The following is a 25,498-nucleotide window of genomic DNA, read 5'->3' on the forward strand; positions in this document are numbered from 1 at the left end:
CGTCGCCGTCGTCGCTGCTGCACTGGACCCGCCGCATGATCGAGATCCGCAAGCAGAACCCGGCCTTCGGGCTCGGCTCCTACACCGAGCTGCCCAGCTCCAACCCCGCCGTGCTGGCGTTCCTGCGCGAGTACGAGGACGACCTGGTGCTGTGCGTGAACAACTTCTCCCGTTTCGCACAGCCCACCGAGCTTGACCTGAGCGCCTTCGAGGGGCGGCACCCGGTGGAGCTGTTCGGCGGGGTCCGCTTCCCGGCGATCGGCGAGCTGCCGTACCTGCTGACGCTCGGGGGCCACGGGTTCTACTGGTTCCGGCTCCGCAAGGAGACCATGTGAGGCCTGCAAAGGCCTGTTGAGGCCCGATCCGCGGGACGGGCCGCAAACCCCGGCGGCGGGGCGTTTCCTCCGCCCCGCCCGGGGCACGCATCAGTAACACCCCGCCCACCCGCGTGAGCCGGAGGGGCGCCGTCCGGGGCCGGCTGCAGGCACCCGGAGGCGCACCATGAATGGGTGAAAGGACGCGACGCCATGTCGGAAGCCGTCACACGCACCGTCACCACCCCGCCCGGCCTCCTTGCCTCCCTCGACCCGTTGCTGCGGGAGTGGCTGCCGCGGCAGCGCTGGTTCGCGGGCAAGGGACGGCCGGTCACCGGGTTCACGCTGGTCGAGGCCACCGAGCTGCTCCCGGCCACGTCCAAGCTGGGCCTGTTCCACCTGCTCGTCCGCGCCCATCAGCCCGTCGTGCCGTCCCACGGGGCGCCCGGGCACCCCGGTGACTGCTACCAGCTGCTGATAGGCGTGCGCGAGGCGCTGCCGCCTCGGCTGGCGCCCGCGCTCATCGGACATGTGCCGACGGGGCCGCTGGCCGGGCGGACCGTCTACGACGCCCTGCACGACACCCGGCCCGCCGAGCTGCTCCTGGAGGCGCTGCGCGCACAGGCCCGGGTCGGACGGCTCCGCTTCGAGCGGGACCCCGGCCAGGACATCCGCTCCGGGCTGGTGCCTCGCGTGGTGACCGCCGAGCAGTCCAACTCGTCGATCGTCTACGGAGATACGTTCATCCTCAAGCTGCTCCGCCGGATCGTGCCGGGGGTCAACCCCGATCTGGAGCTGCCGCTCGCGCTGGCCCGGGAGAACTGCCCCCGGGTGCCCGCGCCGACGGCCTGGATGGTCGCGGACATCGACCCCGCGGCGGACCCGGTCGTCGCGGCGGGCCCGGCGGACCCCGCCGGCCGGCCCTACGTCCTGGGCGTTCTCCAGCCGTTCCTGCAGGGCGCCTCCGACGGCTGGGAGCTGGCGCTGCGCGAGCTGGCCAAGGGCGAGGACTTCGGCGCCGAGGCGCGGGCACTGGGGCGGGCCACCGCCGAGGTGCACACCGCGCTGGCCCGGGCGTTGCCGACCGTCACGCTCGGTCACTCACAGCTCGAGCTCATGGTCGGCGGCATGGTCGAGCGGCTGGACGCGGCCGTCCAGGCGGTGCCCGCGCTGCGGCCCTACGCCCGCGGGCTGCGGTCGGCGTTCACGGCGCTGGGCGATCTGGCCGCCGAGGGCCGCACGTGGACCGCGCAGCGGGTGCACGGCGATCTGCATCTCGGGCAGTGCCTGCGCTCGCCGTCCGGCGAGTGGCGGCTGATCGACTTCGAGGGGGAGCCGGCCCGGCCGCTGGCCGAGCGCCGCATGCCGCAGCCCGCGGTGCGTGACGTCGCCGGCATGCTGCGGTCCTTCGACTACGCGGCGCGTTCGATCGACCCGCCCCAGCCGGACTGGGCCGAAACCTGCCGCTCCGCGTACTGCTCCGGCTACGCGGAGGCCTCCGGCCGCGATCCGCGCACCGACCCGGTGCTGCTGCGGGCCTACGAGACGGACAAGGCGATCTACGAGGTGGTGTACGAGGCCCGGCACCGCCCCGACTGGCTGCCGGTGCCCCTGGCCGCCATAGACCGGCTCGCCTCGACCGGCCACCTGACCTGACCGACCCCTCGCCCTGGAGGCTCCGCCCGTGACCCCCCGCCCTGAGTCCAGCGGTTCGCGTCCCAAGGGGACCGCCGGGGAGAAGATCCCCGAGCAGCCCACGGCCGCCCAGCAGAAGAGCGCCGCGAAGAAGACGGCGGTGCCCAAACAGGCAGCGGCGAAGAAGGCGACGGCGGCCGCGAAGAAGGCCGCCGCCAAGAAGACGCCCGCCGCACAGTCACCCGCGGCGAAGGCCACCGCCAAGAAGGCGGCCCCTGCGAAGACGACCGCTGCGAAGAAGGCGGTCGCGAAGAAGGCCGTCGCGAAGAAGTCGCCTCCCGCGAAGGCGCCCGTGGCGAAGTCCACCGCCAAGAAGGTGGCCGCGACCAAGGCGGCCGCCGAGCCGGCAACCGTCGAGAAGACGGCGGCGAGCAAGACGGCCGCCAAGAAGGCGACCACGAAGAAGACGGTCGCGAAGAAGACGGTCGCGAAGAAGACGGCGGTCACGAAGACCGCCGCCGAGAAGGCCGTCACGGCGAAGGCGGCGGCCACCAAGACCGCCGCGAAGGCCACTACGAGGGCCACCACGAAGGCCGCTGCAGCCAAGTCCGCCGCGAAGAAGGCTCCGTCGAAGAAGGCGACCGCCGAACAGGCCGCCCCCCGTGGGACCACCACCGAGAAGGCCACCGCTCCCGCCCAGGTCGTGCCCCCGGAGACGGAGGTCGCCGTCTCGCCCGCCGTCGCCGCGGCGGACCGGGAGCGGCTGCTCGGCGGCACGCACCACGACCCGCACTCCGTGCTCGGCGCCCACCCCGTGCCGGGCGGGGTCGCCTTCCGGGCATTCCGCCCGTACGCCCTGGCGGTGACCGTCGACGCCGGTGAGCTGCGAGCCGAACTGCACGACGACGGGGAGGGGTTCTTCTCGGGGCTGCTGCCGCTGCGGGAGGTCCCGGCCTACCGGCTGATCGTGGAGTACGAGGGCACGGTCCTTCAGACCGAGGACGCCTACCGCTTCCTGCCCACGCTGGGCGACCTCGACCTGCACCTGATCGGCGAGGGCCGGCACGAGGAGCTGTGGACGGCGCTCGGCGCGCACCCGATGACCCACCAGGGCGTGACCGGAACCCGGTTCGCGGTCTGGGCGCCGAACGCGCGCGGTGTGCGGGTGGCCGGCACCTTCAACTTCTGGGACGGCACCGGGCACGTCATGCGGTCGCTGGGCTCGTCCGGGGTGTGGGAGCTGTTCCTGCCGGACGTCGGCGAGGGCGAGCTGTACAAGTTCGAGATCACCCGCCCCGACGGTTCGAAGACGCTGCGCGCCGACCCGCTGGCCCGCCGCACGGAGGTACCGCCCGCCACCTCGTCGGTGATCACGTCCTCGGAGTACGAGTGGGGCGACGCGGACTGGGTGGCCCGGCGCGCCGAGGTTCCCGCGCACGAGGCGCCGTTCTCGGTGTACGAGGTCCATCTGCCGTCCTGGCGACCGGGCCTGACGTACCGCCAGCTCGCCGAGCAGCTGCCCGGGTACGTGAAGAACCTGGGCTTCACGCACGTCGAGTTGATGCCGGTCGCGGAGCATCCGTTCGGCGGGTCCTGGGGCTACCAGGTGACGGGCTTCTACGCGCCGACGGCCCGGCTGGGCACGCCGGACGACTTCCGGTACCTGGTCGACAAGCTGCACCAGGCCGGCATCGGCGTCCTCATGGACTGGGTGCCGGCGCACTTCCCGCGGGACGCCTGGGCGCTGGCCGAGTTCGACGGCAGGCCCCTGTACGAGCACGAGGATCCGCTGCGGGCCGCTCACCCCGACTGGGGCACGCTGGAGTTCGACTTCGGCCGCAACGAGGTGCGCAACTTCCTCGTGGCGAACGCCGTGTACTGGTGCGAGGAGTTCCACATCGACGGCCTGCGCGTGGACGCCGTCGCCTCGATGCTCTACCTGGACTACTCGCGCGAGCCGGGTCAGTGGACGCCCAACGAGCACGGCGGGCGGGAGAACCTGGACGCGGTGGCGTTCCTGCAGGAGATGAACGCGACGGTGTACCGCAGGGTGCCCGGCGTGGTCACGATCGCCGAGGAGTCCACCGCCTGGGACGGTGTCACCCGCGCCACCCACCACAAGGGCCCGAGCGGCTTCAGCGGGCTCGGTTTCGGGCTGAAGTGGAACATGGGCTGGATGCACGATTCGTTGCAGTACATGAGTCACGAGCCGGTGCACCGCAAGTACCACCACGGCGAGCTGACGTTCTCGATGGTGTACGCGTACAGCGAGAACTACGTGCTGCCGATCTCCCATGACGAGGTCGTGCACGGCAAGCGGTCCCTGGTGTCGAAGATGCCGGGCGACTGGTGGCAGCAGCGTGCCGGGGTGCGGTCCTACCTCGGCTACATGTGGGCCCATCCGGGCAAGCAACTGCTGTTCATGGGCCAGGAGTTCGCGCAGGGTGCCGAGTGGTCGGAGGCGCACGGACCGGACTGGTGGCTGCTGGACCCGGGGTACGGGGCGGAGCCCGACCACCGGGGTGTGCGGGACCTGGTCCGCGACCTGAACACCGTCTACCGGGCGACCCCGGCGCTGTGGCGGCTGGACACGGACCCGGCCGGTTTCGAGTGGATCGTCGGGGATGCCGCCGACGACAACGTCCTCGCGTTCCTGCGGCTTGACCCGGAGGGCGTCCCGGTGCTGGCGGTGTCCAACTTCGCGCCGGTCACCCGGCAGGACTACCGCCTGGGCGTCCCCGACGACATCCCCGCCTGGCACGAGGCCGTCAACACCGACGCGGCCCGCTACGGCGGCAGCGACGTCCACAACCCCGACCCGGTCAAACCCGAACCCCTGGCCTGGCACGGCCGCCCGGCCAGCATCCGCCTGACCCTGCCGCCCCTGGCGACGGTGTGGCTGCGGCCGGCTTAGGAGGCCGGGGAAGCGACGGGGAGGCCGGGGAGCGTCTTCGGGGGGCGGCTCATCCGGCCGCTCCCGTCAGCGCGTGTGCGATGTGGTCGGCGAGCGGGAACAGCCAGTCGCCTCGCGCGTTGCCGAGCAGGTGGTCGCCGTGCGGCACCGACACGTGGGTGCCGTGCGGTGCCAGGCGGGCGAGCGGCTCGCCGTTCGTCACGCCGGGGATGACGTCCCGGCCGCCGTCCACGACCAGCAGGGGTGCCGTGATGCGCGGTGCCAGGTCGGCGAGGTCCACCCGGCGGGCGAAGGCGCGGGCCGCGTCGGCCCCTCCGGCCCGCTCGGTCATGATGTCCCGTACGGGCCGGGGCAGTTCGCTCCAGTCGAGGCGGAAGGGACCGCTGACGGTGGCGACGGCCGCCACGCGTGGCTCCAGTGCCGCCGTCCGCGCCGCGTAGTAGCCGCCCAGGCTGAGGCCGACGAGCCCGGCGCGAGCGACGCCGAGGGCGTCGAGGACCCGGCCGACGACCTGCTCGTAGTCCGGCGTGAGGGTGGTCGTGGCCCTGAGCGCGCCCTGCCCGGGGCCGTCCATCGCGTACACCGCGAGGCCCCTGGCCAGCAGCGCGGAGGCCAGGCCGAGGAACTCCTCCTTGGCCGAGTCCAGGCCGGGCACGAGGACGACCGTGCCGCGGGCGTCCGCGGGGCCGCGCAACCAGCCGGTGAAGCCTTCACCGTCGACGCGCCGTGCATCGGGTTCCAGTTCGGTCAGCGCCCGGCTCAGGGCCCGGTCCGCGAGGGCGGCGGCACGGCCCGCCTCCCCGTACGGCGCGAGAGTGGCGAGGTGGTACCACCGGGCCGCCATCAGGAGGTGCTCACCCGTGGAGACGGACGACCCGGCCCGCTCGGCGCGCTCGACACAGGCGTCTCCGGCACGGGAGAGGGCCGGTCCCCAGTCGGCGACGGAGGTGAGGCCCGCGGTGACGCGCCGGTACTCGTGAGGGTCGACGCCCGCGCCGGTGGCGCGGGTCCACTGGGCGGCGGCGAACTCGGGGGCGTTCATCGGGTTCCTCCGGTCAGCAGGACGGCCGCGGCATCGGCGACCGGGCGGGCCGCCTCCCCCGCGGGAATCGGTCTTCGCATGACGGCCATGCAACCCCGACGGCCACCCGGTGATCCAACAACGAACCAGCTGGGCCGACAACTTCCGGTTGTCGTCCCCTAGGGTGGGGAGCCATGGATCTCGACATGGCGCAGGTACGGGCCTTCGTACGCGCCGCCGAGGAACTGCACTTCGGGCGGGCCGCCGGCACGCTCGGTCTGTCCCAGCAGGCGTTGTCGAAGCGCATCGCGCGGCTCGAATCGCTGCTCGGCACCGCGTTGTTGCAGCGCGGAGGCGGGACGGTCGCCCTCACGGAGGCGGGGCGGCGTTTCCTCGGTCCGGCCCGGCAGGCCCTGGCCTCGGCCGAGTCGGCGGTCGCGGCTGCCGCCGGATCCAACCGCCCCCTGCGGCTGGACGTCTGGGGGCACCTCTACGCGCCGATGCGGACCCTGGCCCACGTCGCCGGACAGGCCGGGGAGCTGACACTGGGGCACGGACGGGACCTGCCGTCGGTGACGGCGGCCCTGCTGCGCGGCGACATCGACGCGGCCTTCGGCCGGGTCCACCCCCCGCTGCACCCGGGGCTGGCCCACCGCCTGGTCCGGCTGGAGCCGGTGGACGCGGTGCTCGGCGCGGACCATCCCCTCGCATCCGAACCGGCGCTCCGGCCCGACCGGTTGGGCGGCAGCGTGCTGTGGGCGCCCGGTGCTCCGGACCGGCTCGACTTCCTGCACCGGTTCGCCCACCGCTTCGGCATCCCCACCACGGCCACGACCCTCAACCTGGGCCTCGCCCACTTCCTCGCCGAGGTGGTGGAGGACCCGCGACGGTTCTCGCTGTTGCCCGCCGACGTGCCCCTGCCGGACGTGCCGGGCCTGCGCAGCGTCCCGCTGGTCGACCCCACACCGCTGTACGCCTGGTCGTTGCTGTGGCGCACGGGCAGCGGGCACCCGGGTCTGAACACCCTCACCACCGCCTTCGCCGCGCAGGCAGGGTGGAGAAGATGGCTGGAGTACGACCCGGCGCGCGACTGGCTGCCCGCACCACCCGGTGACCCGACCGCGGACGAGCCGGATCGAGCCCTTCCTCCTGTGACACGGCTGTGACCGGAGGAGTGGCTTCCGCCACAGCCCGCGCGGTGGGGTCCTGGTGGGGTGGCGGCATGGATGCCCTGGTGCTCACCCCGCGGGTCCCGTCGTGCTGACGAGTCCGGTGTCGGTGGCCTGTGCCGTCGGCGCGCTCATCGGCGCGGGCTACGCGCCCGGACTGCGCGCCCGCAGGGGGGCCGTGGCGTCGTGACGCTGCTCCCCGTCTTCGCCGGGCTGGTCGTCGGCTGGGTCGCGCTGCGCGGCCTGCTGGCGCATCCGCTGCTGCCGCTGTGGGGGAAGATGTCGGTCTTCTGGGCGGTGCCGCTCGCCGCGGCCACCTGGTTGTTCATCATGGCGGCGGACGATCCCGTGCTGTTCCCGGAGACCGCCCCCTGCCCCGGGGAGCCGTACCAGGAGGGCGTCATCGGAAGCGGGAAGGTGACGGGGGTCTCCACCCCGTTTCCGCCGCGGGCCTACTGCCTGTGGGAGGACGGCACCGTCTACGAACTGGCGCCCGGGGCCGAGTTCCTGTTCTGGGTCTTCTTCGCCCTGACGGTCGTACCGCTCGGGGCCGGGCTGTGGCACGCGCTGCGGGATCCGAGGTCGCTCCTGATGTAGAGACGGGCCCCGTACCCGGGCGGTACGGGGCCGCTCCGCTACCCGAACGCCTCCGCCAGGGGCTTCGGCAGTTCCCCGGTGTGCAGCACGCCCAGCCGCTGGGTGGCCCGGGTCAGGGCCACGTACAGGTCGCTGGTGCCGTACCGGCCGGGCTCGACCACGAGGACCGAGTCGAACTCCAGGCCCTTGGCCTGGCGCGGGTCGAGCAGGACGACCGACCGGGTGAGATCGGGCTCGGCGCCGGCCGTGACGCCGTCCAGCCGGGCCGCGAGGGAGCGGTGGAGGTCGCGCGGCGCGATCACCGCGAGCCTGCCCTCGGCCGGGGTGAGCTCCCCGACCGCCTTGGCGACGGCGCCCGGAAGGTCGTCGGTGGCGCGCGCCCAGGGCCGCACGCCGGTCGAGCGGACCGAGCTGGGCGGCTCGAAGTCCGGGTGCTCGGCGCGCACGACGGCCGCGGCGACGTCCATGATCTCGGCCGGTGTGCGGTAGTTGACGCCCAGACGGGTGTGCTCCCAGCGGTCCTCGACGTACGGCGAGAGGATGCCCGACCAGGAGCCGACCCCGGCCGCCTCCGCCGTCTGGGCCGGGTCGCCGACCAGGGTCATCGAGCGGGTCGGGCTGCGCCGCATCAGCAGCCGCCACGCCATCGGCGACAGTTCCTGCGCCTCGTCGACGATGATGTGCCCGAACGCCCAGGTGCGGTCGGCCGCCGCGCGCTCGGCGGCGCTGCGGTGGTCGTCCTCCTCGTGCCGCTCGGCGAACCGCTCGGCGTCGATGATGTCGTGCGCGGACAGCACCTCGGAGCTCTCGGGGTCGTCCTCCTCCTTGTCCTCGAACTCGTAGGTCCGGGACGCGTAGGACACGTCGAGCACGCCCTGGGCGTAGGCGATCTGCCGCTGCCGCTCACGCTCGGCACGGTCGCGGGCGAGCCGGTCGTCGTCGCCGAGGAGTTCGGCGGCCTCGTCGAGCAGCGGCACGTCCGCGACCGTCCAGCGCCGGGTGACCGGACGGCGTACGGCGTCGGCGTCCTCGGCGGGCAGGAACTCCTCCGGCGCGGCGAGGAAGTCCGCGACGAGCCGCTGCGGGGTCAGCAGCGGCCACAGCTGGTCGACGGCGGCCCAGACCTCGGGGTTCTCGGCGAGGTCGTCGCGGATCTGGGTGACGTCGCTGGGGTCGAGCAGGCTGGACCCGTCGAAGGGGTCGGTGCCGATCCGCTCGGCGTACAGGTCGGTGAGGGCGTTGAGGATGTGGCCCTCGAAGTGCTCGCGGGCGGCGTTGTGCGGCAGCTTGGCGGCGCGGGTGCGCTCGCGGGCCATGTTGACCAGCCCGTCGTCGAGCATCAGGACCTCGCGGTCGTGCTCGATGGCGATCACCGGGTCGGGCAGCGCCTGCCGGCTGCGCACGACCTCGGCGAGGACGTCGGCCATGCCGGCGCTGCCCTTCACGGCGGCCGCCTCGGGCGTGTCGGTCGCGGTCGCCTTCACCCCGGGGAACAGCTCGCCCACGGTCGCGAGCAGCACCCCGGTCTCACCGAGGGAGGGCAGTACCTCGCCGATGTAGCCGAGGAACGCCGGGTTGGGCCCGACGATCAGCACGGCCCGCTTGGCGAGCAGCTCCCGGTGCTCGTACAGCAGGTAGGCGGCGCGGTGCAGGGCGACGGCCGTCTTGCCGGTGCCGGGGCCGCCCTCCACCACCATGACGCCGCGGTGCGGGGCACGGATGATGCGGTCCTGGTCGGCCTGGATGGTCTGCACGATGTCGCCCATGCGGCCGGTGCGCGCCGAGTCGAGGGCGGCGAGCAGCACGGCGTCGCCCGTCGGGTCCTCGTGGCCGGTGCGGGTCTCGTCGCCGAGGTCGAGGATCTCGTCGTGCAGGTGGGTGACCCGGCGGCCGTCGGTGGCGATGTGCCGGCGGCGCCTGAGGCCCATCGGGGTGTGCCCGGTGGCCAGGTAGAAGGGGCGGGCGACATCGGCTCGCCAGTCGATCAGGACCGGGGTGCGTTCGGCGTCGTCGGTGCGCAGGCCGATGCGGCCGATGTGGTGGGTAACGCCCGAGGTGAGGTCGATCCGGCCGAAGCACAGGGAGCCGTCCACCGCGTTCAGCGCGGCGAGCAGCCCGGAGCGCTCGGCGACCAGGATGTCCCGCTCGAGTCTGGCCTGCATGGGGGTGTTGCCCTGCGCGAGCGCGTCCGTGACGGAGGTCTCGGCGTCGCCGCGCAGCGCGTCCACGCGCGCGTACAACCCGTCGATGAATTCCTGTTCCTGTCGCAATTCATCGTCCGGAAATTCGGTGTTTGACAATTCCGCTCCCGCCCGGATATACTGTGCTCACTGAACTTCACTGTGACTGCAATCGAGTTGAAGTCACGAACAGACAAATATACGCAAGGAAATCCCCCGAGCGCAATTGCTCGGGGGATTTTCTGTTCGGCGGGCGGGTCGGCTAGACCACGTCGGCAAGCTCCTCCAGCAGCCTCCGCTTGGCTCGCGCCCCCACCATCGACTTCACGGGCTCGCCGCCGCGGAACACCATGAACGTCGGCATGGACAGCACCTTGTAGGCGTTGGTCGTCGCCGGGTTGGAGTCCACGTCGAGCTGCACCACCTTGAGCCGGTCGCCCTCCTCGGCGGCGAGGGCCTCGAGCACCGGACCCATCTGCCGGCAGGGCGGGCACCAGTCGGCGGTGAACTCCACCAGCACCGGCAGTTCCGCGCCGATCACCTCCGTCTCGAAGTTCGCGTCGGTCACATCGATCACTCCGGTAACGCCAGTCACTCCGGTCACCACGGGTCCCCTCCCAGTTCGCACACAGGCTCCGGACCGCCCGGAACCTCCGCCTCGGCGGCCAGCTCGGCCCGCGCCTGTTCGGCCCGCTGAAGCTGCCGCGCGACGGTGTCCCGCACGCCGGCCAGCTGTCCGATCAATGCGTCGAGTTCGCCCAGCTTGCGCCGGTAGACCGCGAGCGACGCCGGGCACGAGTCGCCCTCGGGATGCCCGGCGCGCAGGCACTCCACGAAGGGCCGCGTCTCCTCCAGGTCGAAGCCGAAGTCCTGGAGCGTCCTGATCTGCCGCAGCAGGCGCAGGTCGCTCTCGTCGTAGGTCCGGTATCCGTTGCCGGTGCGCCGCGCGGGCAGCAGCCCGCGCGACTCGTAGTACCGCAGCGTCCGCGTCGTGGTCCCGGCCCGCGCGGCCAGCTCGCCGATTCGCATGCGGTCGAACGTAATCCTTGACCCCGGCGTCAAGGCAACGGACGCCGGAGGAACGGACGCGGCTGGACGAGGCGGCCGGGCCGGCGTAGTGCCGGTCGCGAAGCCCCGACCGCCCCGGGACGGCGACGCCACACCCGCGAGGTGCTCACGTGCGTCCGCGGAGCCCGTCCCGCATCGCAACGCCTGGCACGCTCCCCCGGCGCTTCGAGCAGGGGGAGCGTGCCACTCGCCGCACCGGGCGAAGCCCCAGGGGACCCCATGACGCCGCGTCGCCCGCCCCCCTTCCGGGCGGGCGGGCGACGGGACTGTGCGGACAGGACCTAGCGGGCCCCTGCGGACTCCGGTTCCCTGCTCTCCTCGTTTCCTTCGGCAGGTTCGGCCACCGTCTTGTCCTTGCCGGGCAGCAGCAGCGCCACCACCACCGTGCCGACGCCCAGGATCACGGCACCGATCAGGCTGGTGTGGGCGACCGCGTCGGAGAAGGAGGAGCCGACCGCCTCGGCCATCTGCCTGGCCCCGCCGCCGAGTTGCTCGGCCTGCGCCCGGAGTCGCTCCGCCTGCTGGGGGTCGCTCGTGTGCGCGGCCTGCTCGGCGAGCTGCCGGGCCTTGTCACCGATGCCCTGGGCGACGGCGTACCCGGCCCCGACGGAGTCCTGGGCCGTGGAGAGGGAGGACGCGGGGAGCTTGCTGCCGGCCGTGGCATCCGAGAGGTGGCCGGAGTACGACGTCGCCAGCAGCGAGCCGAGGATGGCGATGCCCAGCGAACCGCCGAGCTCCAGCGACGTGTCGTTCACCGCGCCGCCGACGCCCAGCTTCGACTCCGGGAACGCCCCCATGATCGCGTCCGTGCAGGGCGAGAGCGCGAGCCCGATCGACAGACCGAGGACGATCAGCGGCGCGACGAAGTCGCCGTACGAGGCGCCGGCGTCGACCTGGGTGAGCAGGGCCAGGGCCGCCGTACCGCCGACCATGCCGGCCGTGACGGTCCACTTCATGCCGACCCGGGGCGTGAGGAGGCCGGTGAGGGCGGCGCCCACGAACACGGCGCCGGCCAGCGGCAGCATGCGCAGGCCCGTGTCCAGGGCGTCGTAGCCGAGGACGAACTGAAGGTGCTGCGTCAGGTAGTAGAAGGCGCCGAAGACCGCCAGGAAGAACAGGGCGACGGCGAGGTTGGAGCCGGCGAAACCGCGGTTCGTGAAGCGGCGGACGTCGAGCAGCGGACGCGGGTGGCGCAGCTCCCACAGGACGAAGGCGACGAGCCCGGCTCCGGCGACGACCGCCGCCGTGACGGCCTTGACGCCCCAGCCGAAGTGCGGGCCCTCGATGATCATGTAGACCAGCGAGGCGATCCACACCACCGACAGCAGCCCTCCGCCGTAGTCGATGCGCCCGCGGTCCGCGGCCCTGGACGGCGGCACGAGCACGAAGGCCCCGGCGAGGGCCAGGACGGCGACGGGGACGTTGATGAGGAACGTCGACGACCAGCCGTGGTCCTCCAGCAGGGCCCCGGCGACCAGCGGTCCGGCCGCGATGGCGAGTCCGGCCGTGGCGGTCCACAGGGTGATGGCCTTGGCGCGTTCACCCCTGGGGAAGGTCGCGGCGAGCAGGGACAGCGTGGCGGGCATGATCATCGCCGCGCCCGCGCCCATCACGGCCCGGGCGGCGATGACCGTCGTGGAGCTGTCGGCGAGGTAGCCGAAGACGGAGCCGCCCGCGAACACCACCAGGCCGAGGACGAGCGCGCCCCGGCGGCTGTACTTGTCGCCGATCGCGCCGAGCAGCAGCATCAGCGCGGCGTACGGGACGGTGTAGCCGTCGATCACCCACTGCAGGTCGGCGCTGGACAGGCCGAGGTCCTCGGTCATGGCGGGCGCGGCGACGGTGAGGGCGGTGTTGGCCATCACGATGATCAGCAGGCTGAGGCAGAGCACGAGGAGCGCCCACCAGCGGCGCGGGTAGGGGCGGTCCATCCTCTCGGCCGGTTCGTTCATGACGAGTCGCATGGCAGGGGTCGCCTTCCCAGCTCATAGTTGCACATGGATGTGCATTTACACAACGCTGTGCAATCTACGCCGTTGCACAGCACTGTGCAAGTCGGTGGGGGAAGAGGCACAATGACGTCCATGACCACGGGAACCAGCCGCGCCGACGCCAACCGCCGCCGCATCCTCGATGTCGCCCTCGCAGAGCTGCTGCGCGACCCCGACGCGTCCATGGACCAGATCGCGAAGGCCGCGGGCGTCGTACGGCGGACGGTGTACGGGCACTTCCCGAGCCGCGAGGCGCTGATCAGCACGCTGGTCGACGAGGCCGTGCAGGCACTGTCGGCCGCGCACGCGGCGGGCCGCGCGGACGTGCGGGAACCGGCGGAGGCGGTGGCGCGCTCGGTGCTGTCGGTGTGGGAGATCGCCGACCGCTACCGGCTGCTGGTCGCCCTCGCCCAGCGCACGGTCACCATGCAGGGCATCCGGGAGCGGCTCGCCCCGGTCCGGGACGCGAGCATCGGGCTGCTGCAGCAAGGGCTGGACGAGAACGTCTTCAGTTCGCCGCTGCCGGCTCCGGCCCTGGCGTATGTGCACGAGCAGATGCTGTTCGCCGTGATGGAGGCCGTGAACGACGGACTGCTGGCAGCGCGAGAGGCGGGCCGCTGCGCCGCGGTCACCGTACTGACCGCGGCGGGCGTGCCCGCCTCGAAGGCCACCGACCTGGTGGCGAAGCTGAACGCGTGAACTGCTCGGGGTATCGCTTGAGCTGCTCGATGCAGCTCTTCGACTTCTCGGTGTGTGGACCGGGCGGCTGAGCGACGGGGGGACACCCAGCCGCCCGGGTTATGGGGGGCGGCGCGGCCGTCAGGCCTTCGCCAGCTCCTTCTCGCCGCCCTGCTCGGGCACCTCGGTCTCGACGTGGTCGTCGGCCGGGCCGCCGTGGCCGCCGTGGCCGTCGTCCAGCAGCGTCTTCTCGTCGAAGGGCAGCTGACCGGCGAGGACCTGGTTCACACGGTCCCTGTCGATCTCCTTGGTCCAGGTGCCGATCAGCACCGTGGCCACGGCGTTGCCCGCGAAGTTCGTCAGGGCGCGGGCCTCGCTCATGAAGCGGTCGATGCCGACGATGAGGCCGATGCCGTCCACCAGGGCGGGCTTGTGCGACTGCAGACCGCCGGCCAGCGTGGCCAGGCCCGCGCCGGTGACACCGGCGGCGCCCTTGGAGGCGACCAGCAGGAAGAGCAGCAGCGGGATCTGCTCACCGAGCGACATCGGCGTGCCCATGGCGTCGGCGATGAACAGCGAGGCCATGGTCATGTAGATCATGGTGCCGTCGAGGTTGAACGAGTAGCCGGTCGGGACGGTGATGCCGACCACCGGCTTGCTGACGCCCAGGTGCTCCATCTTCGCGATGAGCCGCGGCAGCGCGGACTCGGACGAGGACGTGGACAGGATCAGCAGGAACTCCCGGCCCAGGTACTTGAACAGCGTGAAGACGTTCAGGCCTGCGACCACGCGCAGCAGGGTGCCGAGCACGATGAAGACGAACAGGAAACAGGTCACGTAGAAGCCGAGCATCAGCACGGCGAGGCTCTTGAGCGCTTCCACGCCCGCGGAGCCGGTGACTGCGGCGATGGCGCCGAAGGCACCGATCGGCGCGGCCCACATGACCATCGCCAGGATGCGGAAGACGAGCCGCTGGATGTGCTCGATGCCGCGCAGGATCGGCTGGCCGGCCGATCCCATGCCCTGCAGCGCGAAGCCCGCGAGGAGGGCGATCAGCAGGGTCTGGAGCACCGACTCGTTGGTGAACGCCGACACGATGGTGGTCGGGATGATGCCGAGCAGGAACTCCGTGGTGTTCTTGGCCTCGGCGTCGATCTGCGCGTGACCGGCGTCCTTGACCGCGTCGGTCACCGCGAGGCCCGTGCCCGGCTCCAGGATGTTGCCGACGACCAGGCCGATGCCCAGCGCGACGAGCGACATCACCATGAAGTAGCCCAGGGCGATACCGCCGACGGCACCGACCTTGGCGGCCTTCCGTACCGAGCCGATGCCCAGCACGATCGTGCAGAAGATGATCGGCGAGATCATCATCTTGATCAGGGCCACGAACCCCGTGCCGATCGGCTTCAGCTCTTGCGCGAAGTCCGGAGCGGCCAGACCCACCGCGATACCGGCGGCGACCGCGATGATCACCGCGATGTAGAGGTAGTGCGTGCGGTCCCGCTTGGGTTTGCGTGCGGCAGGTGCCGTATCGGCTGCGCTGGTCACGGCGGCCCTCCTTGACGACGTCGTCGGCATCACCGGCGTGCGGCTCACGTCCGGGGAGACTCCGGGAAACTCGGGAGAAGACCGAGCGGGGCTCCCGGAGATGCGTTATGGGGAATGCCGTGACTATGTCCTGCTCTGTGAGCGCGGTCACCCTTCCGTTCATTTAGTTCACAATCAGCCACGAGGCAGACTGACGACATGCGCTTCACCGTCCCCGGCCCCCGCAGTCTGGCGGGCCAGCTCTTCGCCATGCAGGCCGTGCTGATAGCGGTCGTCGTGGCCGGATACGCGCTGTTCTCCTACGTCAGCGACCGCGGCCAGGCGGAAGAGGCCGCGACCCGCCAGGCCACTGCGGTGGCGCGGTCCGTCGCGGACTCCCCGTCGGTGCTGGCGGCGACCCGCACCCCCGACCCGACGGCCGAGCTCCAGCCGTACGCGCTGAAGGTGATGCGGGACACCGAGGTCGACTTCATCACGATCATGGATCCGCGGGGCATCCGCTGGACGCACCCCGACCCGAAGCAGATCGGCCAGACCTTCCAGGGGCACACCGAGCGGGCCCTGAAGGGCGAGACCTTCACCGAGACCTACACGGGCACGCTCGGCCCGTCGGTGCGCGCGGTGACCCCGATCAAGGACGGCGGCAGGGTGGTCGGCCTGGTCAGCGCGGGGATCCGGGTCGAGCAGATCACCCAGCGGGTCCAGGACCAGCTGACGGCCCTGCTCGGCGTCGCGGCCGGCGCGCTGGTGCTGGGCGCGGTCGGCACCTACGTCGTCAACGCCCGGCTGCGCCGCCACACCCACGGTATGAACGCGACCGAGCTGAGCCGGATGCACGACTACCATCAGGCCGCCCTGCACGCCGTGCGGGAGGGGCTGCTGATGCTGGACGGGCAGTACCGTGTGGCGCTGATCAACGACGGAGGTCGGGAGTTGCTCGGCGTGGCCGGGGACGTGGTGGGCAGGTCGGTGGCGGAGCTGGGGCTGCCGGCCCCGCTGACGGGTGCCCTGCTGGCGTCGGAGCCGCGGGTGGACGAGGTGCATCTCACGGCCTCCCGGGTCCTGGTGATCAACACCTCGCCGGTGTCGGGCGGTGAGCGGCGCGGTACCGTCGTCACCCTGCGCGATGTCACCGAACTGCAGTCGTTGATGGGCGAGTTGGACTCCGAGCGGGGCTTCACACAGGCGCTGCGCTCACAGGCGCACGAGGCGGCGAACCGGCTGCACACGGTGGTCTCGCTGATCGAACTGGGCCGGGCGGAGGAAGCGGTGGAGTTCGCGACGGCCGAGCTGGAGCTGGCACAGGCACTGACCGACCAGGTCGTGGCGGCGGTGAGCGAGCCGGTGCTGGCGGCGCTCCTGCTGGGCAAGACGGCCCAGGCGAACGAGCGGGGCGTGGAGCTGATGGTCTCGGAGGACAGCAGCCTGGACGACGGCCTGCTGCCCGAGTCCCTGCCGGCGCGGGACCTGGTGACCATTCTCGGCAACCTCATCGACAACGCCGTGGACGCGGCGCAGGGCAGTGCGCGGGCCCGGGTGACGGTGGCGGCGTACACCCGCGGCTCCGGTGACGTCGAGGAGCTGGTGCTGCGGGTCTCGGACACGGGGCCGGGCGTGGACCCCGAGCACGCGGAGGCGGTCTTCCAGCGTGGCTTCTCGACGAAGCCGGCGGGCCCCGGCGGGCGGGGCCTCGGGCTGGCGCTCGTCCGTCAGGCGGCCCAGCGGCACGAGGGCTCCCTGACGGTCGCGGAGGCCGACGGGGGTGGCGCGGAGTTCGAGGTACGGCTGCCGCTGCGGGAGCCGGGGACCCCGGCGGACGCCGTGCCCTCCGGGGCCGCCCCGGTGACCAGAGGCGCTGGAGGCGACGCATGACGAGCAGCGAGAAGGCCATCCGCGTCCTCGTGGTGGAGGACGATCCGGTCGCCGCCGACGCGCACGTCCTGTACGTCGGGCGGGTGCCCGGGTTCGTGGCCGTGGGCAAGGCCCACTCGGGCGCGGAGGCCCGCCGGGCTCTGGAGCGCACCCCGGTGGACCTGCTCCTGCTCGACCTGCACCTGCCGGACGGGCACGGACTGCACCTGGCCCGGTCCCTCAGGGCGGCCGGTCATCACGCCGACGTGATAGCGGTGACGTCGGCCCGCGACCTGGCCGTCGTGCGTGAGGGCGTCTCGCTCGGGGTCGTGCAGTACGTCCTGAAGCCGTTCACGTTTGCGACCCTGCGCGACCGCCTCGTGCGCTACGCCGAGTTCCACGCGGCGGTCGGCGAGGCGAGCGGCCAGGACGAGGTGGACCGGGCGCTCGCGGCCCTGCGGGCGCCGGGCCCGGCCGCGCTGCCCAAGGGGCTGAGCGCGCCGACGCTGGAGCGGGTGACGGTGGCCCTGCGCGACAGCGCGGAGGGCCTGACGGCCGCCGGGGTCGCCGAAACCGTGGGCATCTCCCGCATCACGGCCCGCCGCTACCTGGAGCACCTGGTCGACGCGGGCCGCGCCGCGCGCCGCCCGCAGTACGGCACGGTGGGACGCCCGGAGCTGCAGTACCGCTGGGTCACGAACCAGTGACGGTTGTTCAGCCACCGATTCCCTGATCCTCCCTCGGAGTCGGTGAGCACGACGACGTTGCGGGTGAAGTACGGCCCGTGCGCGCCGGACAGGTTCAGCTCCATGCTGTCCCGTCCGGCGACGGGATGGACGGCGAACGACGTGACGACCGGCTGCCGGCCGATGCTCATGAATCGCCCTTTCACGAAGACCCGGTTCACGGACTCAGAAGTCACGAACTCAGAACGTCACGAACTCAGAACGTCACGGACTCAGCACGTCGAGCACCCACTCGACCGCCAGCACCCCGCCCAACCCGAGCACGGCGAGCACCGTCGTGTAGGACGTGCGGACCTTGATCGCCTCGACGACCGACAGGTTGAAGTACTCCTTGAACAGCCAGAACCCGGGGTCGTTCACGTGCGAGAACGCGATGGAGCCACAGGCGACGGCCAGCACCATCACCTCCGGGTGGACGCCGCTCCCCGCGAGCAGCGGCAGGGCCACCCCGGAGGCCGTGACGACGGCGACCGTGGCCGAGCCGAGCGCGATGCGCAGGATGACGGCGACGAGCCAGGCGAGGACGATCGGGGAGACGGACCAGCCGTGCGTGGTGTCCTTGATGTAGTCGGAGATCCCGCCCTCGACGAGGACGTTCTTGAACGCTCCGCCGGCGCCGATCACCAGCAGGATCATCGCCATCGCCTGGGCCGCCGACGCACAGGACGCCCCGACGTCGCTCAGGCTGCGCCCGATGCGCGGCCCGAACGCCCACACGGCCAGGCACAGCGTCAGCAGCAGCGCTATCGGCGCCGACCCGATGAACGCGACGACGTGCAGCAGGGGGCCCTCCCCCGACGTGGCCATCTCGGTCACCGCGGCGGCCACGATCAGCACCACCGGGAACAGCGCCACGAACAGCGACCAGCCGAGTCCGGGCATCTCCTCGTCGGTGAACTCGCGGTCGCTGACCAGGCCGTCGGGGATGGACGGCGTCAGCCGCGCGACGAACGGCAGCCGCGGCCAGGTGAGGGCGACGAGCGCGCCGGCGGGGACGGCGACGAACAGACCGTAGAACAGGGTCAGCCCGGCCGAGGCGTGGAAGGTCGCGGCGACCGCGGTGGGCCCGGGGTGCGGAGGCAGGAAGCTGTGCATGGTGGACAGCGCGATGGACATCGGCAGGCCCACCCACAGCAGCTTCGCCCCGGTGACCCTGACCAGGGTGAACGCGATGGGCACGATGATGATGAACGCGACCTCGTAGAACATGGTCACGCCGATGAGCATGGCCGTGACCACCATGGCCACCTGGACCCAGCGCGGCCCGAAGGCGTCGAGGAGACGGCCCGCGATGCGCTGGGCAGCGCCCGAGTCCCCCATCACACGCCCGACCATGGCGCCGAGCCCGATGGTGAGCATGGTGTCGCCGACCTGGTCACCGATGCCCTCGGAGAGCACGTCCGGGATGGTCGCCACGGGGATGCCCCGCACCAGCGCCACTCCCACCGCCACGAGCAGCAGGGCGGCGAAGCCGTTCAGTCTCAGCCTGGTCATGAGCAGGAGCAGGATCACGACGCTGAGCCCGACGACGAGCAGAGGCAAGGCAGTTCCCCTTTGAACCGGTGTCCCATCCCTGGTGAGGCATCCCTACGCGACGTCTCCGTATGCGGATGGCGTCCACGTATGAAGATGGAGGCTAAGTGGGTGAACGGGCGGGGTCAATGGGTCGGACGATCACCTCTCGACGGGTTTCGCCACACGCAGGAGCGCCCGGCGAGACCTGCCCGCCGGGCGCTCCGCTGACCATCCGCCCTCAGGGGCCGACCGTGCTCGGTGGACGGTTCAGCCCGCCGCCCCCTCCGGCAGCACGCCCGCCCGGAACGGCTCGACACCGTCCAGCCTCCGCACCCGTGTCGGTTCGATCAGCAGCATCACCCGGCGCTCGCCCGGCAGCAGCCACGGGTACCGGTCCTCCCCGAGATACTTCCGCGCCAGCCGGTCCATCGCCCGCTCCGCCTCCTCGCCCTCCACGAACCGGACGACCCTGCCCCGGATCTCCGCCCGGTCGTAGGGGTTGGCGGGGTCGTGGTGCGACAGCGAAACGTACGGATTGCGCCGCAGGTTCTCCTCCTTCACCCGCCCCACCGAGGTGTTGACCATGACGTACTCCCCTTCGATGTCCACCCACATGGGCGACACCTGGGGCGCACCGTCCGCCCCCACTGTTGCGAGGTGCCAGAAGTTCGGCGCGAGAAGACGCTCGCGAATATGCCCGTTGAGCTTGCCGTTCACGTGGGCCACCACCTTTCCGGGCCCGTGATCATCGGGCCCGGCGCCATCCTCGCCGCGTGCGTGCCCCCGCCGACAGGCGATCTTCAGCCCCGGTCGAACCGGCCGGTAGCCGTAGGTTCCTACAATCCGTGATCCTGGCCGAACAGACCGTAGTCAGCCCCCTCTTGCCGCCCTAGCTTGTGGGCCGTGCGCCGACCTTCAGCCCGACCGAACCGCCCGTCTCCCTCTCCCCCGACGCAGACCGCCCCCGCCACCCGGCCGTTCAACGCCCCCGCCGCCCGCCGGCTGCGCGCGGCCCTCGGCATGACACCCGAGCACGTCGCCCACGGCATGCGCGTCTCGTACGGACATCCCCACATCACCCCGGACCACGTGATGGCCTGGGAACGCGGGGCCGCCGCCCCGACCGACTCCGAACTCACCGCGCTCGCGGGCGTACTGTGGTGCTCGCCCGCCGAACTGATCGGCACCCCGCGCACCCTGCGCGAGCACCGCATCGCCCGCTGCCTCGCGCCGGAGGACGTGGCGCGGGCCGTGGGGCACGAGGTACACGCGTACCTGCGCATGGAGGAGACCGACGGCTGGCGCGGCACGGAACGCCAGGCCACCGCCCTCGCCGATCTGCTCGGGCTGGGGCTGCCCGACTTCGTGACCGTCACGGGCCGCGACGCCAGACTGGGCGACCTGCTGCGCAGCGCCGCGACGACGCGCTGGCAGGCCTACGTCCGGCCGGTGGCCAAACTCGTGCCCCTGGACCGGCGGTTCCTGGAGCGCGCTCTGCGCAGTCTGCACGAGGACTACCAGGGACACATGGCCACCACCCTGAGCTGGGGCGGCGGCAGCGGCGACGCGGGCGGCGCCGGCCAGGACTTCCTCGACCGGATCGTGGAGCACTTCTGGACGAAACTCCAGGAACACACCGACCCGGAGCCCGGCTAGGGGAAAAACAGCCGGAGGCCCCGCGCCCCGGACCCCGCTGCTAGAAGACCGACTCGGCCTCGTCCATCCGGTCCTTCGGTACCGTCTTCAGCTCGGTGACGGCCTCGGCGAGCGGGACCATCACGATGTCCGTCCCGCGCAGGGCGGTCATCCGGCCGAACCGGCCCTGGTGCGCCGCCTCCACCGCGTGCCAGCCGAAGCGCGTCGCGAGCACCCGGTCGTAGGCGGTCGGCACACCACCGCGCTGGACGTGGCCGAGGATGACCGGCTTGGCCTCCTTGCCCAGGCGCCGCTCCAGCTCGTGCGCGAGGGCGGTGCCGATGCCCTGGAAGCGCTCGTGGCCGAACTTGTCTATGGCGCCCTTGTTGTAGTCCATGGAGCCCTCGGCGGGGTGGGCGCCCTCGGCGACGCAGACCACCGCGAACTTCTTGCCGCGGGAGAAGCGCTCCTCGACCATCTTCACGAGGTCGGCCGGGTCGAACGGCCGCTCCGGCAGGCAGATCCCGTGCGCGCCGGCCGCCATGCCGGACTCCAGGGCGATCCAGCCGGCGTGCCGGCCCATGACCTCCACCACCATGACCCGCTGGTGGGACTCGGCGGTGGTCTTCAGCCGGTCCATCGCCTCGGTGGCGACGCCCACCGCGGTGTCGAAGCCGAAGGTGCGGTCCGTGGAGGAGATGTCGTTGTCGATCGTCTTCGGGACGCCCACGACGGGCAGGCCCGCGTCGCTCAGCATGCGGGCGGCCGTCAGCGTGCCCTCGCCGCCGATCGGGATCAGCGCGTCGATGCCGAACTGGTGGATCATGTCGGAGGCGTTCTCGCAGGCCTCGCGCAGCCGGTCGCGCTCCAGGCGGGAGGAGCCGAGGATGGTGCCGCCGCGGGCCAGGATGCCGCTGACGGACTCCAGGTCGAGGGAGCGGTAGCGGCCGTCGAGCAGGCCCGCGTACCCGTCCTCGAAGCCGATGACCTCGTCGCCGTAGTTGTCGACCGCCCGGTGCACGACCGACCGGATCACGGCGTTCAGGCCGGGGCAGTCGCCGCCTGCGGTGAGAACTCCGATACGCATCGTGCTGTGTCTCCTGCTCGCTGTTGACACCGGTGAGCCACTGCCGATTGTTTCACGCTCCACAGCCCCCTGTGGAACCCCTACGCTGACGGGCGCCTTATCCAGCGGCAGAGGTATTGTCAAGAGGGTTCTGCTCACCTCGGTGGGCGATTTTTGTGCCCGTGGCTGGATAGCAGTGGGGCGAGAGGCGTATCCCCATCCGAGACGAACGGAGAGCGCGCGTGACCCGCAGCGTGTACGTGACCGGCATCGACCGCGGCGACGGACGCCAGGTCGTCGAACTGGGGGTCATGGAGCTCCTCACCCGGCAGGTCGACCGGGTCGGCGTGTTCCGCCCCCTGGTCCACGACGGGCCCGACCGCCTCTTCGAGCTGCTGCGCGCCCGCTACCGGCTCACCCAGGACCCGGCGACCGTCTACGGCATGGACTACCACGAGGCGTCCGCCCTCCAGGCCGAGGCCGGCACCGACGAGCTGGTGTCCACCCTCGTCGACCGTTTCCACCTGGTCGCCCGGGACTACGACGTGGTCCTGGTCCTCGGCACCGACTACGCCGGCACCCAGCTGCCGGACGAGCTGTCGCTCAACGCCCGGCTGGCGAACGAGTTCGGTGCGTCCGTGATCCCGGTCGTCGGGGGCCGCAAGCAGACCGTCGAGGCCGTGCTCGCCGAGACGCGCAACGCCTACCGCGCCTACGACACCCTGGGCTGCGACGTGCTGGCCATGGTCACCAACCGGGTGGCCCGCGAGGACCGCGACGAGATCGCCGGCCAGCTCGACTCCCGGCTGCCCGTGCCCTGTTACGTGCTGCCCGACGAGCCCGCGCTGTCCGCGCCGACCGTCTCGCAGATCGGCCACGCCCTGGGCGCCAAGGTGGTGCTGGGCGACGACTCCGGGCTCGCCCGGGACGTGCTCGGCTTCGTCTTCGGCGGCGCGATGCTGCCGAACTTCCTGAGCGCCCTCACGCCGGGCTGCCTCGTCGTCACCCCGGGCGACCGCTCCGACCTGGTCGTCGGCTCGCTCGCCGCGCACAGCGCCGGCACCCCGCCGATAGCGGGCATGCTCCTCACCCTGGACGAGGTGCCCGGCGACCACATCCTCACCCTCGCCGACCGCCTCGCCCCCGGCACCCCGGTGCTGTCGGTGGCGGGCACCAGCTTCCCCACCGCCGAGCAGCTGTTCTCCCTGGAGGGCAAGCTGAACGCGGCCACGCCGCGCAAGGCGGAGCGGGCCCTCGGCCTGTTCGAGCGGTACGCCGACACCGCCGACCTCGCCCACCGGGTCTCCGCGCCGAGCAGCGACCGCGTCACGCCGATGATGTTCGAGCACAAGCTGCTGGAGCAGGCCCGCTCGGACCTGCGCCGGGTCGTGCTGCCCGAGGGCACCGAGGAGCGGGTGCTGCACGCCGCCGAAGTGCTGCTGCGCCGGGGCGTGTGCGAGCTGACGCTGCTCGGGCCGGTCGACCAGATCCGCAAGAAGGCCGCCGACCTCGGCATCGACCTCGGCGAGTCCCAGCTGATCGACCCGGCGACCTCCGAGCTGCGGGACACCTTCGCCGAGCAGTACGCGGCCCTGCGCGCGCACCGCGGCGTCACCGTGGAGCTGGCCTACGACGTCGTCTCCGACGTGAACTACTTCGGCACGCTGATGGTCCAGGAGGGCCTCGCCGACGGCATGGTGTCGGGCTCGGTGCACTCCACGGCCGCGACCATCCGCCCGGCGTTCGAGATCATCAAGACCAAGCCGGACGCCGACATCGTCTCGTCGGTGTTCTTCATGTGCCTGGCCGACAAGGTCCTCGTCTACGGCGACTGCGCGGTCAACCCGGACCCGAACGCCCAGCAGCTCGCCGACATCGCCATCCAGTCGGCGGCCACGGCCGAGCAGTTCGGCGTGGAGCCGCGCATCGCGATGCTGTCGTACTCCACCGGCACCTCGGGCTCCGGCGCCGACGTCGACAAGGTCCGCGAGGCCACCGAGCTGGTCCGCTCCCGCCGCCCCGACCTGAAGATCGAGGGCCCGATCCAGTACGACGCCGCAGTGGAGCCGTCGGTCGCGGCGACCAAGCTGCCCGGCTCCGAGGTCGCCGGGCAGGCGAGCGTGCTGATCTTCCCCGACCTGAACACCGGCAACAACACCTACAAGGCCGTGCAGCGCTCGGCCGGCGCGATCGCCGTCGGCCCGGTGCTCCAGGGTCTGCGCAAGCCGGTCAACGACCTGTCCCGGGGCGCCCTCGTCCAGGACATCGTCAACACGGTCGCCATCACGGCGATCCAGGCCCAGTCCCCCGCCCCGTCCCCGAGCGAGAAGGCAACCGCCCAGTGAGCCCCACCCGCGTCCTCGTCCTCAACTCCGGTTCCTCGTCGGTGAAGTACCAGCTGCTCGACATGCGCGACAGCAGCCGGCTGGCGGTGGGCCTGGTGGAGCGCATCGGCGAGCAGACCTCCCGGCTGAAACACACCCCGGCGGGCGGTGAGAGCCGGGAGCGCGGCGGGGCGATCGCCGACCACGACGCCGCCCTCAAGGCCGTGGCCGAGGAGCTGGCGAAGGACGGTCTCGGCCTGGACTCGCCCGAACTGGCCGCGATCGGGCACCGGGTGGTGCACGGCGGGAAGCACTTCACCGAGCCGACCGTCGTCGACGACGCCGTTCTCGCCGAGATCGAGCGGCTCATCCCGGTGGCGCCGCTGCACAACCCGGCCAACCTCACCGGCATCCGCACGGCCCAGGCGCTGCGCCCGGACCTGCCGCAGGTGGCCGTCTTCGACACCGCGTTCCACACCACGATGCCGGAGTCGGCCGCCCGCTACGCGATCGACGTGAAGACCGCCGACGAACACCGCATCCGCCGCTACGGCTTCCACGGCACCTCCCACGCCTACGTCTCCCGGGCCACCGCCGAGTTGCTGGGCCAGGACCCCGCCGAGACGAACGTGATCGTGCTGCACCTGGGCAACGGGGCGTCCGCCTCTGCCGTGCGGGGCGGCCGCTGCGTGGACACCTCCATGGGTCTTACGCCTTTGGAGGGGCTCGTGATGGGTACGCGTTCCGGAGACATGGACCCGGCCGTCATCTTCCATTTGATGCGTGTTGGCGGAATGTCCGCCGACGAGATCGACACTCTTCTCAACAAGAAGAGCGGTCTGATCGGTCTGTGCGGCGACAACGACATGCGGGAGATCCGCCGTCGCGTCGACGAGGGCGACGAGCAGGCGGAGCTGGCGTTCGACATCTACATTCACCGCCTGAAGAAGTACATCGGCGCCTATTACGCCGTCCTCGGACGGGTGGACGCGGTCGCCTTCACGGCCGGTGTGGGCGAGAACGCGGCTCCCGTACGGGCGGCCGCCCTGGCGGGTCTGGAGGAGCTGGGGCTGGCCGTGGACGGCGAACGCAACGCCGTGCGCGGCGACGAGGCGCGGCTGATCTCGCCCGAGGGGGCCCGGGTCGCGGTGGCGGTGGTACCTACTGACGAGGAATTGGAGATCGCGACACAGACCTACGCGCTGGTAATTGGTTCGGGGAATCACACCTGAGCGGCATCCCGCCC

The 25,498-nt window shown here is 71.8% G+C and carries 20 protein-coding genes and 1 pseudogene; 11 read left to right on the top strand and 10 right to left on the bottom strand.

The window, feature by feature from the left end; genetic code table 11:
• The 3 genes from AB0B29_RS32205 to glgB all read left to right on the top strand — a co-directional run.
• Positions 1 to 335 (top strand): alpha-glucosidase C-terminal domain-containing protein (locus AB0B29_RS32205; protein WP_362245344.1); only part of this gene is annotated, 335 nt, incomplete at its 5' end.
• 192 nt (positions 336 to 527) lie between these two features.
• Positions 528 to 1,970, top strand: a complete 1,443-nt coding sequence (locus AB0B29_RS32210) for a maltokinase N-terminal cap-like domain-containing protein (RefSeq protein ID WP_362245346.1) — start codon at positions 528 to 530, stop codon at positions 1,968 to 1,970.
• Positions 1,971 to 1,998: 28 nt separating this feature from the next.
• Entirely contained in the window at positions 1,999 to 4,863 is a 2,865-nt protein-coding gene (gene glgB, locus AB0B29_RS32215; RefSeq protein ID WP_362245348.1) for a 1,4-alpha-glucan branching enzyme, read from the top strand.
• 49 nt (positions 4,864 to 4,912) lie between these two features.
• Here glgB and AB0B29_RS32220 read toward each other — a convergent pair whose 3' ends face one another.
• Positions 4,913 to 5,905, bottom strand: a complete 993-nt coding sequence (locus AB0B29_RS32220) for an alpha/beta fold hydrolase (protein ID WP_362245350.1) — start codon at positions 5,903 to 5,905, stop codon at positions 4,913 to 4,915.
• A gap of 173 nt (positions 5,906 to 6,078) precedes the next feature.
• Here AB0B29_RS32220 and AB0B29_RS32225 point away from each other — a divergent pair, with 173 nt between their 5' ends.
• On the top strand, positions 6,079 to 7,050 hold the full coding sequence (locus tag AB0B29_RS32225; protein WP_362245352.1) for a LysR family transcriptional regulator: 972 nt from the start codon (positions 6,079 to 6,081) through the stop codon (positions 7,048 to 7,050).
• 189 nt (positions 7,051 to 7,239) lie between these two features.
• Positions 7,240 to 7,650 (top strand): hypothetical protein, encoded by a 411-nt coding sequence (locus AB0B29_RS32230; protein ID WP_362245354.1) that lies wholly within the window; start codon positions 7,240 to 7,242, stop codon positions 7,648 to 7,650.
• 38 nt (positions 7,651 to 7,688) lie between these two features.
• Here AB0B29_RS32230 and AB0B29_RS32235 read toward each other — a convergent pair whose 3' ends face one another.
• From AB0B29_RS32235 to AB0B29_RS32250, 4 genes are all read right to left on the bottom strand, one after another.
• Complete coding sequence (locus AB0B29_RS32235; RefSeq protein WP_362245356.1) at positions 7,689 to 9,920, bottom strand: HelD family protein; 2,232 nt, start codon at positions 9,918 to 9,920, stop codon at positions 7,689 to 7,691.
• A gap of 172 nt (positions 9,921 to 10,092) precedes the next feature.
• Positions 10,093 to 10,407, bottom strand: a complete 315-nt coding sequence (locus tag AB0B29_RS32240) for a thioredoxin family protein (protein WP_362245358.1) — start codon at positions 10,405 to 10,407, stop codon at positions 10,093 to 10,095.
• A 23-nt stretch (positions 10,408 to 10,430) separates the two neighbouring features.
• On the bottom strand, positions 10,431 to 10,859 hold the full coding sequence (locus AB0B29_RS32245) for a MerR family transcriptional regulator (RefSeq protein WP_362245360.1): 429 nt from the start codon (positions 10,857 to 10,859) through the stop codon (positions 10,431 to 10,433).
• A 320-nt stretch (positions 10,860 to 11,179) separates the two neighbouring features.
• A complete protein-coding gene (locus AB0B29_RS32250; protein ID WP_362245362.1) occupies positions 11,180 to 12,862 on the bottom strand; it encodes a DHA2 family efflux MFS transporter permease subunit in 1,683 nt (560 codons plus the stop codon).
• Positions 12,863 to 12,973: 111 nt separating this feature from the next.
• On the opposite strand from AB0B29_RS32250, the gene AB0B29_RS32255 reads away from it, so the two are divergent.
• Positions 12,974 to 13,588 (top strand): TetR/AcrR family transcriptional regulator, encoded by a 615-nt coding sequence (locus AB0B29_RS32255; RefSeq protein ID WP_362245364.1) that lies wholly within the window; start codon positions 12,974 to 12,976, stop codon positions 13,586 to 13,588.
• Between the two features lie 120 nt (positions 13,589 to 13,708).
• Here the strand turns inward: AB0B29_RS32255 and AB0B29_RS32260 are convergent, their stop codons facing one another.
• Positions 13,709 to 15,115, bottom strand: coding sequence for a cation:dicarboxylate symporter family transporter (locus AB0B29_RS32260; RefSeq protein ID WP_362245366.1), 1,407 nt, complete (start codon positions 15,113 to 15,115; stop codon positions 13,709 to 13,711).
• 198 nt (positions 15,116 to 15,313) lie between these two features.
• Here AB0B29_RS32260 and AB0B29_RS32265 point away from each other — a divergent pair, with 198 nt between their 5' ends.
• Together AB0B29_RS32265 and AB0B29_RS32270 are read left to right on the top strand one after the other, a co-directional pair.
• Entirely contained in the window at positions 15,314 to 16,987 is a 1,674-nt protein-coding gene (locus tag AB0B29_RS32265) for a sensor histidine kinase (protein ID WP_362245368.1), read from the top strand.
• Positions 16,984 to 17,673: a response regulator gene (locus AB0B29_RS32270; RefSeq protein ID WP_362245370.1), complete on the top strand. Its 690-nt coding sequence runs from the start codon at positions 16,984 to 16,986 to the stop codon at positions 17,671 to 17,673. The genes AB0B29_RS32265 and AB0B29_RS32270 overlap by 4 nt, the downstream gene beginning before the upstream one ends.
• Positions 17,674 to 17,693: 20 nt before the next feature.
• Here the strand turns inward: AB0B29_RS32270 and gudD are convergent.
• The 3 genes and pseudogenes from gudD to AB0B29_RS32285 all read right to left on the bottom strand — a co-directional run.
• Positions 17,694 to 17,843, bottom strand: a pseudogene (gudD, locus tag AB0B29_RS32275) (glucarate dehydratase); the annotation flags it as partial.
• A 73-nt stretch (positions 17,844 to 17,916) separates the two neighbouring features.
• Positions 17,917 to 19,254: a gluconate:H+ symporter gene (locus AB0B29_RS32280; RefSeq protein WP_362245372.1), complete on the bottom strand. Its 1,338-nt coding sequence runs from the start codon at positions 19,252 to 19,254 to the stop codon at positions 17,917 to 17,919.
• Positions 19,255 to 19,494: 240 nt separating this feature from the next.
• Positions 19,495 to 19,944, bottom strand: coding sequence for a PPOX class F420-dependent oxidoreductase (locus tag AB0B29_RS32285; protein ID WP_362245374.1), 450 nt, complete (start codon positions 19,942 to 19,944; stop codon positions 19,495 to 19,497).
• Between the two features lie 186 nt (positions 19,945 to 20,130).
• Here AB0B29_RS32285 and AB0B29_RS32290 point away from each other — a divergent pair, with 186 nt between their 5' ends.
• Positions 20,131 to 20,883, top strand: coding sequence for a helix-turn-helix domain-containing protein (locus AB0B29_RS32290; RefSeq protein ID WP_362245376.1), 753 nt, complete (start codon positions 20,131 to 20,133; stop codon positions 20,881 to 20,883).
• A gap of 40 nt (positions 20,884 to 20,923) precedes the next feature.
• Here the strand turns inward: AB0B29_RS32290 and AB0B29_RS32295 are convergent, their stop codons facing one another.
• Positions 20,924 to 21,949 (bottom strand): ATP-dependent 6-phosphofructokinase, encoded by a 1,026-nt coding sequence (locus AB0B29_RS32295; protein ID WP_053670536.1) that lies wholly within the window; start codon positions 21,947 to 21,949, stop codon positions 20,924 to 20,926.
• Positions 21,950 to 22,170: 221 nt separating this feature from the next.
• Here AB0B29_RS32295 and pta point away from each other — a divergent pair, with 221 nt between their 5' ends.
• Together pta and AB0B29_RS32305 are read left to right on the top strand one after the other, a co-directional pair.
• The gene (gene pta, locus AB0B29_RS32300; RefSeq protein WP_362245378.1) at positions 22,171 to 24,273 is read left to right on the top strand and encodes a phosphate acetyltransferase; all 2,103 of its coding nucleotides are present in this window, start codon (positions 22,171 to 22,173) and stop codon (positions 24,271 to 24,273) included.
• Positions 24,270 to 25,484 carry an acetate kinase gene (locus AB0B29_RS32305; protein WP_362245380.1) on the top strand — a complete coding sequence of 405 codons (1,215 nt, stop codon included), beginning with the start codon at positions 24,270 to 24,272 and terminating at the stop codon, positions 25,482 to 25,484. The genes pta and AB0B29_RS32305 overlap by 4 nt, the downstream gene beginning before the upstream one ends.
• Positions 25,485 to 25,498 lie beyond the last annotated feature (14 nt).

The organism is Streptomyces tibetensis, assembly GCF_040647715.1.
GTDB classification, from domain to species: Bacteria; Actinomycetota; Actinomycetes; order Streptomycetales; family Streptomycetaceae; genus Streptomyces; species Streptomyces tibetensis_A.

What these genes read in the sequence shown, in the direction of transcription:
- AB0B29_RS32220 (WP_362245350.1), bottom strand. Translation starts at nt 5,905, where the DNA reads ATGAACGCCCCCGAGTTCGCCGCCGCCCAGTGGACCCGCGCCACCGGC.
- AB0B29_RS32250 (WP_362245362.1), bottom strand. Translation starts at nt 12,862, where the DNA reads ATGCGACTCGTCATGAACGAACCGGCCGAGAGGATGGACCGCCCCTAC.
- AB0B29_RS32210 (WP_362245346.1), top strand. Translation starts at nt 528, where the DNA reads ATGTCGGAAGCCGTCACACGCACCGTCACCACCCCGCCCGGCCTCCTT.
- AB0B29_RS32255 (WP_362245364.1), top strand. Translation starts at nt 12,974, where the DNA reads ATGACGTCCATGACCACGGGAACCAGCCGCGCCGACGCCAACCGCCGC.
- AB0B29_RS32270 (WP_362245370.1), top strand. Translation starts at nt 16,984, where the DNA reads ATGACGAGCAGCGAGAAGGCCATCCGCGTCCTCGTGGTGGAGGACGAT.
- AB0B29_RS32265 (WP_362245368.1), top strand. Translation starts at nt 15,314, where the DNA reads ATGCGCTTCACCGTCCCCGGCCCCCGCAGTCTGGCGGGCCAGCTCTTC.
- AB0B29_RS32225 (WP_362245352.1), top strand. Translation starts at nt 6,079, where the DNA reads ATGGATCTCGACATGGCGCAGGTACGGGCCTTCGTACGCGCCGCCGAG.
- AB0B29_RS32245 (WP_362245360.1), bottom strand. Translation starts at nt 10,859, where the DNA reads ATGCGAATCGGCGAGCTGGCCGCGCGGGCCGGGACCACGACGCGGACG.
- AB0B29_RS32295 (WP_053670536.1), bottom strand. Translation starts at nt 21,949, where the DNA reads ATGCGTATCGGAGTTCTCACCGCAGGCGGCGACTGCCCCGGCCTGAAC.